Here is an 8,032-nt window from a genome sequence, read left to right as displayed (position 1 = left end):
ACGCTGACGTCGTGGCGCGCGGCGAGCCGGGCGACCACGGCGAGGCCCATGTGCCGCGCCGAGGCGTCGTCGAGGTCGCCGCCCGCGGCCAGCCGCCGGTTGAGGCCGTCGACGCGGTCGGCGGGGATGCCGATGCCTTCGTCTTCGATCCGGACGAGCACGCTGCCCTGCTCGGTCAGGTGCGCGCTGACGTGCACCGGCGAGCTGGGCGAGGACTGGTTGGCGGCGTTGTCGAGCAGTTCCGCGAGCACCCGGCCCAGGTCCTCGGCGGCGAAGCCGACGACCCCGAGGTTCACCACCCGGCCGATCGTGATCCGGGCGTAGTGGTCGATCGAGGACATCGCCGCGCGCACCAGGTCGAGCACCGAGGTCGCGCGGGCGGCGTCGTCGGCGGTGTCCTGCCCGGCCAGCACGCGCAGGTTCTCGGCGTTGCGCCGCAGCCGCGTGGCGAGGTGGTCGAGCTGGTAGAGCTCGGCGAGGCGGTGGTGGTCCTCCTCCCCCGCTTCGAGCTCTTCGAGCCGGGCGAGGAGCTGGTCGAGCAGGTTGAGGTCACGCAGCGCCACGCTGGCGCAGATCTCGGCCAGGACGCCTTCGTCCGCGGGCGGCGGCGCCGGCGTCGGTTCGGGGCGCGACAGCTGCGCGATCGCCGGGCCGGCGGGCGGCTCGTGCGCGGAGTGCTTCGGCGGCGCGGTGAGGTACTGCGCGGCGGCCACCCGCGAGCGGTCCAGCAGGACGCGTGATCGATCCAGGAGTTCCCGGGCCCGGCTCGCCATGTGGTCCCACTTCTTCCTTGCTCAGGTTCGGCAACGGCTGCATCGCGCCGACCCCCGGGCGGCGATGCCGGACATGCAAGCAGAAAGGTTCGGCGGATGTCCACAGCCGGTCCCCACGTGATCGCTCGACGTGACCGGATTTCGGCACCGTCGCTGCTGGTGAGCGCAGTGGGCTAGGCCATTCGGCTCATTTTTGCATCTTGCACCCGGCAACGGAGCGCACACGGCGCCCGATCCCGCAGCTCACCGGCCGTGCGACCACGAAAACCCTGGTCATGCCCGATTCGTCCCAAACTTGCGGGCCACGCACTTTTTTGCGGGGCACGCAAGTTTTTCGCTACACTCTGTTCATGCCGCCGGACGAACCACCCAAGCTGACCCTGCGCGAGCGCAAGAAGCGCGAAGCCCGCAAGGCGCTCGCCCAAGCGGCACTGCGGCTGACGCTGGACCGCGGGCTGGAGAACGTGAAGGTCGAGGACATCGCCACCGAGGTCGGCGTGTCACCCCGTACATTCAACAACTACTTCTCCAGCAAGGAGCAGGCGGTCTGCTCGGTCGTCGTCGACCGGCACGAGGGGATGCGCGAAGCCCTGCTCGCGCGGCCGGACGGCGAGCCGCTCTGGGACTCGGTCAAGCACGCGGTGCTCGAGCAATATTCGCGTGAGGGCGAGCCCGATCGCGCGTATGTTGCGCGTATCCGTGAGCTGATGGGACGGCTCATGCTGCGCGGGGAGTTCCTGAACGCCCACGCCGCTGTCGAGCGCGTCCTGGCCGAAACGATCGCGAAACGGGTGGGCGGTGTGGACCACCTGTTGTGCCGGCTGATGGCGGCCTCGGTGGAAAGCGCTGTCCGGGTGGCCTTCACCAACTGGTTCACCACCGAAGGCGAACCGTTCCTCCCGATTCTGGAACGGCTGCTGGACGAGCTTTCCGCGGGGATGCCCACCCTGACGGCCGGCACCGCTGCGCCACAACCCGAACCGACCACCACTCCACTGGGGGAATCGTTGTGCTAGTCAAGCTCCTGCGCAGTCACCTGCGCCCGTACCGGAGCACGCTGTGGGTGATCGTCGCGCTCCAGCTCGTGCAGACGATCGCCATGCTCTACCTGCCGACGCTGAACGCCGACATCGTCGACAACGGCCTGATCAAGGGCGACATGGACTACATCCTGCGCGTCGGCGCGATGATGCTCGTCATCACGCTCGCGCAGATCGCCGGCTCGATCGGCGCGGTGTACTTCGGCGCCCGGACCGCGATGGCGATCGGCCGCGACATCCGCGCCGGCGTCTTCCACCGGGTGCAGGACTTCTCCGCCCGCGAAGTCGGCCAGTTCGGCACGCCGTCGCTGATCACCCGCACCACCAACGACGTCCAGCAGATCCAGATGCTGGTGCTGATGACGCTGACCCTGATGGTGTCGGCGCCGATCATGTGCGTCGGCGGGATCATCCTCGCGCTGAACCTCGACGTGCCGCTCTCGTCGCTGCTGCTGGTCATCGTGCCGGTGCTCGCGGTCGCGGTCGGCACGATCATCGCCAAGATGCGCCCGGCGTTCCGGCTGATGCAGGAGCGGATCGACCGGATCAACCAGATCCTGCGCGAGCAGATCATGGGCATCCGCGTCATCCGCGCGTTCGTCCGCGACAAGCACGAGCGGGAGCGCTTCGACGTCGCCAACGACCAGCTGCTCACCGTGTCGCTGCGGGTCGGCAAGCTGATGGCGCTGATGTTCCCGATCGTCATGCTGGTGATGAACACCTCCAGCGTCGCGGTGCTGTGGTTCGGCGGGCAGCGGATCGACTCCGGCAGCATGCAGATCGGCGCGATGACCGCGTTCCTGTCCTACCTGCTGCAGATCCTGATGGCCGTCATGATGGCCACGTTCATGTTCATGATGGTGCCGCGCGCCGAGGTCAGCGCCGAGCGGATCAGCGAGGTGCTCGACACCGAGTCGAGCGTCCGCCCGCCGGTGTCGCCGATCCGGCCGGGCGCGGTACACGGGCACCTGGAGCTGTCCGGCGTCGAATTCCGTTACCCCGGCGCGGAAAAGCCGGTGCTGTGCGACATCTCGCTGATCGGGCGGCCGGGTGAGACCACCGCGGTGATCGGCTCGACGGGTACCGGCAAGACCACGCTGCTCAACCTGATCCCGCGGCTGATGGACGCCACCCGCGGCACGGTGAAGGTCGACGGCGTCGACGTCCGCGACCTGGACCCGGCGGTGCTCGCCCGCGCGGTCGGGCTGGTGCCGCAGAAGCCGTACCTGTTCGCCGGCACGGTGGCGAGCAACCTGCGCTACGGCAACCCGGACGCGACCGACGAAGAGCTGTGGCACGCGCTGGAAGTGGCGCAGGGCAAGGACTTCGTCGAAGCGATGCCCGAGGGTCTCGACGCGCCGATCTCCCAGGGCGGCACGAACGTCTCGGGCGGGCAGCGCCAGCGGCTCGCGATCGCGCGGATGCTGGTGCACAAGCCGGAGATCTACCTGTTCGACGACTCGTTCTCGGCGCTCGACTACGCGACGGACGCGGCCCTGCGCCGCGCGCTGGTGGCGGAAACGGCGGACGCCACGGTGGTCATCGTGGCGCAGCGGGTCAGCACGATTCGCAACGCCGACCGGATCATCGTCCTCGACGAAGGCCGCGTCGTCGGCACCGGCACCCACCACGAACTCATGGACGGCAACGAAACCTACCGGGAGATCGTGCTGTCCCAGCTCACCGAACAGGAGGCGGCGTGAGCACCACGGAATCGCCCAAAGCCGCCGTCACCGACGCCGGGGAACGGCCGACCGCGCAGCGGCACAAGAACACCGGCGCCGCGACGGTCGGGCCCGGCCGCTGGATGGCAGGCGGCGCGCCGCCCGAGAAGGCGCTCGACTTCACGGGGTCGCTGAAGCGGCTGCTGCGGCTGCTGCGCCCGCAGCGGGTCGCGCTCATCGGCGTGCTCGTGCTCGGCGCGGCCAGCGTCACGCTCACCGTGATCGGCCCGAAGATCCTCGGCCAGGCCACCGACGCGATCCTCGCCGGCGTGCTCGGCAAGCAGGTGCCGCCGGGGGTCACCAAGGAGCAGATCGTCGCCGGGCTGCGCGCCCGCGGCGACGGCACGCTCGCCGACATCTACAGCCGCGTCGACCTGGTGCCGGGCGTCGGCATCGACTTCGACAAGGTCGGGCAGATCCTGCTCACCGTGCTGGCGCTGTTCGTGATCTCGTCGTTCTTCGGGCTGATCCAGGCCCGGCTGACGACGACGCTGGTGCAGCAGGCGGTGTACCGGCTGCGCGAAGAGGTCGAGGCCAAGTTCTCGCGGCTGCCGCTGAAGTACTTCGACCGCCAGCCGCGCGGCGAGGTGCTTTCCCGCGTCACCAACGACATCGACAACCTGGCGATGTCGCTGCAACAGACGTTGTCGCAGATCGTCTCGTCGCTGCTGACGGTGATCGGCGTACTGATCATGATGTTCCTGATCTCGCCGCTGCTGGCGCTGATCGCGCTGCTCACGGTGCCGCTGTCGGCCGTCGTGGCGGCCAAGATCGGCAAGCGGGCGCAGCCGAACTTCATCAAGCAGTGGTCGACGACCGGGAAGCTCAACGCACACGTCGAGGAGATGTACACCGGCCACTCGCTGGTCAAGGTGTTCGGCCGCCGCGACGAGGCCGCGGCGATCTTCGACAAGCAGAACGAAACCCTGTACCAGGCCAGCTTCAGGGCGCAGTTCATCTCCGGCATGATCCAGCCGGCGATGATGTTCATCGGCAACCTGAGCTACGTGCTGGTGGCGGTGATCGGCGCGCTGCGCGTGGCGTCGGGCAGCCTGACGCTCGGCGAGGTGCAGGCGTTCATCCAGTACTCGCGCCAGTTCAGCCAGCCCGTGACGCAGATCGCGAGCATGGCGAACCTGCTGCAGTCCGGCGTGGCCTCGGCCGAGCGGGTGTTCGCGCTGCTCGACGCCGAGGAGCAGGGCCCGGAACCCGCTTCGCCGGAGCGGCCCTCCCCGGTGCGCGGGCGCGTCGAGTTCCAGGACGTCTCCTTCCGCTACCTGCCGGACAAGCCGCTGATCGACGACCTGTCGCTGACCGTGGAACCCGGCCAGACGGTGGCGATCGTCGGCCCGACCGGCGCGGGCAAGACGACACTGGTCAACCTGCTCATGCGCTTCTACGAGCTCGACGGCGGCCGGATCACGCTCGACGGCGTCGACATCGCGAAGATGAACCGCGAGGAACTGCGCGACCAGACCGGCATGGTGCTGCAGGACGCGTGGCTGTTCGGCGGCACGATCGCGGAGAACATCGCCTACGGCGCGGACAACCCGACGCACGAGGAGATCGTCGAAGCCGCGAAGGCGACGCACGTCGACCGCTTCGTCCGGACGCTGCCGGACGGCTACGACACGGTGCTCGACGACGAAGGCGGCACGGTCAGCGCGGGCGAGAAGCAGCTGATCACGGTGGCGCGGGCGTTCCTGGCCAAGCCGGTCATCCTGATCCTGGACGAGGCGACGAGTTCGGTGGACACCCGCACCGAGGTGCTCATCCAGCGCGCGATGAACTCGCTGCGCAGCGGCCGGACGAGCTTCGTGATCGCGCACCGGCTGTCGACGATCCGCGACGCCGACGTGATCCTGGTGATGGAGCACGGGCAGATCGTCGAGCAGGGCGACCACGAGACGCTGCTGGGCAGCGGTGGGGCGTATGCGCGGCTGTACGCGGCCCAGTTCGCCGAGGCGATGGCCGAGACGGACTGAGCCGCGCCGGCGGTGTAGTGAATGACTCATTCATGTCGTCCGACGACATGAATGAGTCATTCACGTCATCCCGCCCGCCGCCCGGTACCCTGGAAGTTCTTCCAGCGGAAGGGGTACCGGGGCGGCCATGGCCGACAGACTCGAGGAATACCGCGGCAAACGCGGCAAGGACCGCACCCCCGAACCCTGGCCGGACGGCCCGCCCGTACCCGGGGACGACGACCTCTTCGTCATCCAGGAACACCACGCCAGCCGCCTGCACTGGGACTTCCGGCTCGAACGCGACGGCGTGCTCGTCTCCTGGGCCGTGCCCAAGGGGCTGCCGCTCTCCCCCGGCGTTCCCCGGCTCGCCGTGCACACCGAAGACCACCCCATGGAGTACCTCACCTTCGAAGGCGAGATCCCGGCCGGCGAGTACGGCGGTGGCCGGATGACCGTGTGGGACACCGGGACCTACGAAACCCTGCACTGGAACGACCACAAGGTCGAGGTCGTCTTCCACGGCGGCCGCGCGCGCGGCAAGTACCTGTTCCTCAACCGGCACGACGAGGACGACCGCGACTGGACGCTGCGGCGCCTCGACCCCGCCGAGCCCGGGCACGAGGACGCGCCCGAGTTCCTCGAGCCGATGACGGCCGTGCCCGGTGACCTGCCCGCCGACGACGACGCGTGGGCCTACGAATTCGCCTGGGGCGGCCTGCGGACGATGCTGCTGGTCTGCGGCGGCCGGGTCACCGCGCACGACGAGACCGGCGCGGACGTCACCGGGCGGTACCCCGAGCTGCACAAGCTCGGCGAGGAGCTCGGGTCGACCGAAGTGCTGCTGGACGGCGAAGTCGTCGTGATCAAGGACGGCAAGCCGTACCCGGACGGGCTCGAAGAACGCCGCAAGGCCGACGGTGCCGCCGCGAAGCGGCTCAAGGTCCATTGCCCGGTCTTCTACTTCGCTTCCGACGTCCTGCACCTCGACGGCAGGCCGACCCTGGACCTGCCGTACACGAAACGCCGGGAGCTGCTCGACGGCCTGGCCATCGAGGACCGGCACTGGCAGGTGCCGCGCTACTACACCGGTGGCGGCGAGGCCGTCGCCGGGGCCAGCGGGCAGCACGGCCTTCCCGGCGTGGTCGCGAAACGGGCCGACAGCCCGTACCGGCCCGGCGACGCCTCGGGTGACTGGCTGCTGATCAGGAACTGACCCGCCGGGCCAGCGCCACCCCCGCGACGACGACCACGGCGCCCGCCACGACGTTGCCGATCAGGGCACCCGTCGACGGCGGGGTTTCGCCGCCGTGGCGCAGCAGCCACGGCGAGACAGCGGCCCACGCGCCCAGTACCGGGACGACCCAGCCGATCAGGGCGAGCCGCCGGGTGGCCGTGCGGGCGATCGCCAGCGCGATCAGGACCAGGCCGACGAGGGTGTCGCTCAGCGCGAGCACGCCCGCGCCGCCGAAGCCGGCGATCCACGGGGCCAGCACCAGGTAGAGCCCGGCCAGCAGGACGAAGCCCGCCGCCGCGCCGATCAGCGCCGTGCGCGGGCGGGGAGCCGGGGTGCTGTGCGAAGTCATCTCTTCACCTCCGCCCGCGCGGGTACCCGGCCGTCGCGGCCGGTAACCGGGGCCTGTCCGCCGCCCTCGGAACGGACAGGCCCCGGGCGGTCAGCAGCCGCAGGTGTAGTACGTGATGTCCCAGTGGTTGCCTTCGTCGCAGTAGAGGTTGCCGGAGCCGGCTTTCCACTGCGGGTAACCGTCGCCGCGCAGGCCGATGTAGCCGAAGCTGTTCTTGATGTAGGAGTCGATGCAGCTGTTGTGCGAGATGTCGACCTTGTAGCCGTTCCAGTGGCTGTAGGTGCCGGACGCGTGCCCGGTCTCGGTGCCCCCGGTGATGTTGATCGCGCAGCCGCTCGCGCGCTTCAGCGTGATGACGCCGCTGACCGTGCTCTGGTTGATCTGCTCGTACGACGTGCACGTCGAGTTGTAGCGGTCCGTGCAGCCGCCGCTGGACGAGTGCGTCACCCCGGCCGCGGACAGCTGCGACGCCGCCTGCGACTGCGTGAGCTTGGTGACCTCGACGCTCGCCGACGCGGTGCCGATGGTCGCGAACACCACCGTCGCCGCCGAAGCGACCAGCCCCAGCGCCGCCCGCGCCAGAATCCCTTGTCCCGGCATGCCTTGCTCCTTCTCGTGCGACGATCCGAACGGCGGCAGCCAAATGGGGTCGGCCATAACTTCGCCAAACACCGCCGCCGCGGACCGGGGCAAGAGGGCGTCAGGTCCTGATCTTCGTCAAGAGTTCACGACTGCGGTCGCGCGCCGGGGATTCACCGGTCACGGCGGCCAGCTCCCCCAGCGCCCGCAGTTCCCACAGCGGGAACCCGAGCTCGCGGAACAGCTCCGCCGAGCCGCGCAGGCACCGCCCCGCCTCGGCCGCGGCGTCCTCGGCCGCGTGCGTCCGGCCCAGGCTGAGCAGGGCGTACCCGGCGCCGCGGCGGTCGTGCAGCTCCCGGAACACGC

The 8,032-nt window shown here is 69.7% G+C and carries 8 protein-coding genes; 4 read left to right on the top strand and 4 right to left on the bottom strand.

What is annotated here, in order from left to right:
• A partial coding sequence (locus G3I65_RS41050; protein WP_239071749.1) for an ATP-binding protein occupies positions 1–773 on the bottom strand: 773 nt, incomplete at its 3' end.
• 350 nt (positions 774–1,123) lie between these two features.
• Between G3I65_RS41050 and G3I65_RS41045 the strand changes: the two genes are divergently transcribed.
• The 4 genes from G3I65_RS41045 to G3I65_RS41030 all read left to right on the top strand — a co-directional run bounded on the left by G3I65_RS41045 (position 1,124) and on the right by G3I65_RS41030 (position 6,717).
• Positions 1,124–1,789 carry a TetR/AcrR family transcriptional regulator gene (locus G3I65_RS41045; protein ID WP_160700863.1) on the top strand — a complete coding sequence of 222 codons (666 nt, stop codon included), beginning with the start codon at positions 1,124–1,126 and terminating at the stop codon, positions 1,787–1,789.
• On the top strand, positions 1,783–3,516 hold the full coding sequence (locus tag G3I65_RS41040) for an ABC transporter ATP-binding protein (protein ID WP_160700862.1): 1,734 nt from the start codon (positions 1,783–1,785) through the stop codon (positions 3,514–3,516). The genes G3I65_RS41045 and G3I65_RS41040 overlap by 7 nt, the downstream gene beginning before the upstream one ends.
• The gene (locus tag G3I65_RS41035) at positions 3,513–5,522 is read left to right on the top strand and encodes an ABC transporter ATP-binding protein (RefSeq protein ID WP_160700861.1); all 2,010 of its coding nucleotides are present in this window, start codon (positions 3,513–3,515) and stop codon (positions 5,520–5,522) included. Before G3I65_RS41040 ends, G3I65_RS41035 begins: the two co-directional genes overlap by 4 nt.
• A gap of 127 nt (positions 5,523–5,649) precedes the next feature.
• On the top strand, positions 5,650–6,717 hold the full coding sequence (locus G3I65_RS41030; protein ID WP_160700860.1) for a DNA polymerase ligase N-terminal domain-containing protein: 1,068 nt from the start codon (positions 5,650–5,652) through the stop codon (positions 6,715–6,717).
• On the opposite strand, the gene G3I65_RS41025 is transcribed toward G3I65_RS41030, so the two are convergent.
• The 3 genes from G3I65_RS41025 to G3I65_RS41015 form a co-directional block, all read right to left on the bottom strand.
• Entirely contained in the window at positions 6,707–7,087 is a 381-nt protein-coding gene (locus tag G3I65_RS41025; RefSeq protein ID WP_086856579.1) for an SPW repeat protein, read from the bottom strand. The two genes, G3I65_RS41030 and G3I65_RS41025, sit on opposite strands and share 11 nt — an antisense overlap.
• 90 nt (positions 7,088–7,177) lie before the next feature.
• A complete protein-coding gene (locus G3I65_RS41020; RefSeq protein WP_160700859.1) occupies positions 7,178–7,687 on the bottom strand; it encodes a hypothetical protein in 510 nt (169 codons plus the stop codon).
• A 100-nt stretch (positions 7,688–7,787) separates the two neighbouring features.
• Positions 7,788–8,032 (bottom strand): hypothetical protein (locus G3I65_RS41015; protein ID WP_160700858.1); only part of this gene is annotated, 245 nt, incomplete at its 5' end.

The sequence above is a fragment of the Amycolatopsis sp. SID8362 genome (assembly GCF_010550475.1).
GTDB lineage: Bacteria > Actinomycetota > Actinomycetes > Mycobacteriales > Pseudonocardiaceae > Amycolatopsis > Amycolatopsis eburnea.
Note: the sequence above shows the minus strand (reverse complement) of the source record. Positions and strands in the feature narration are given on the sequence as shown.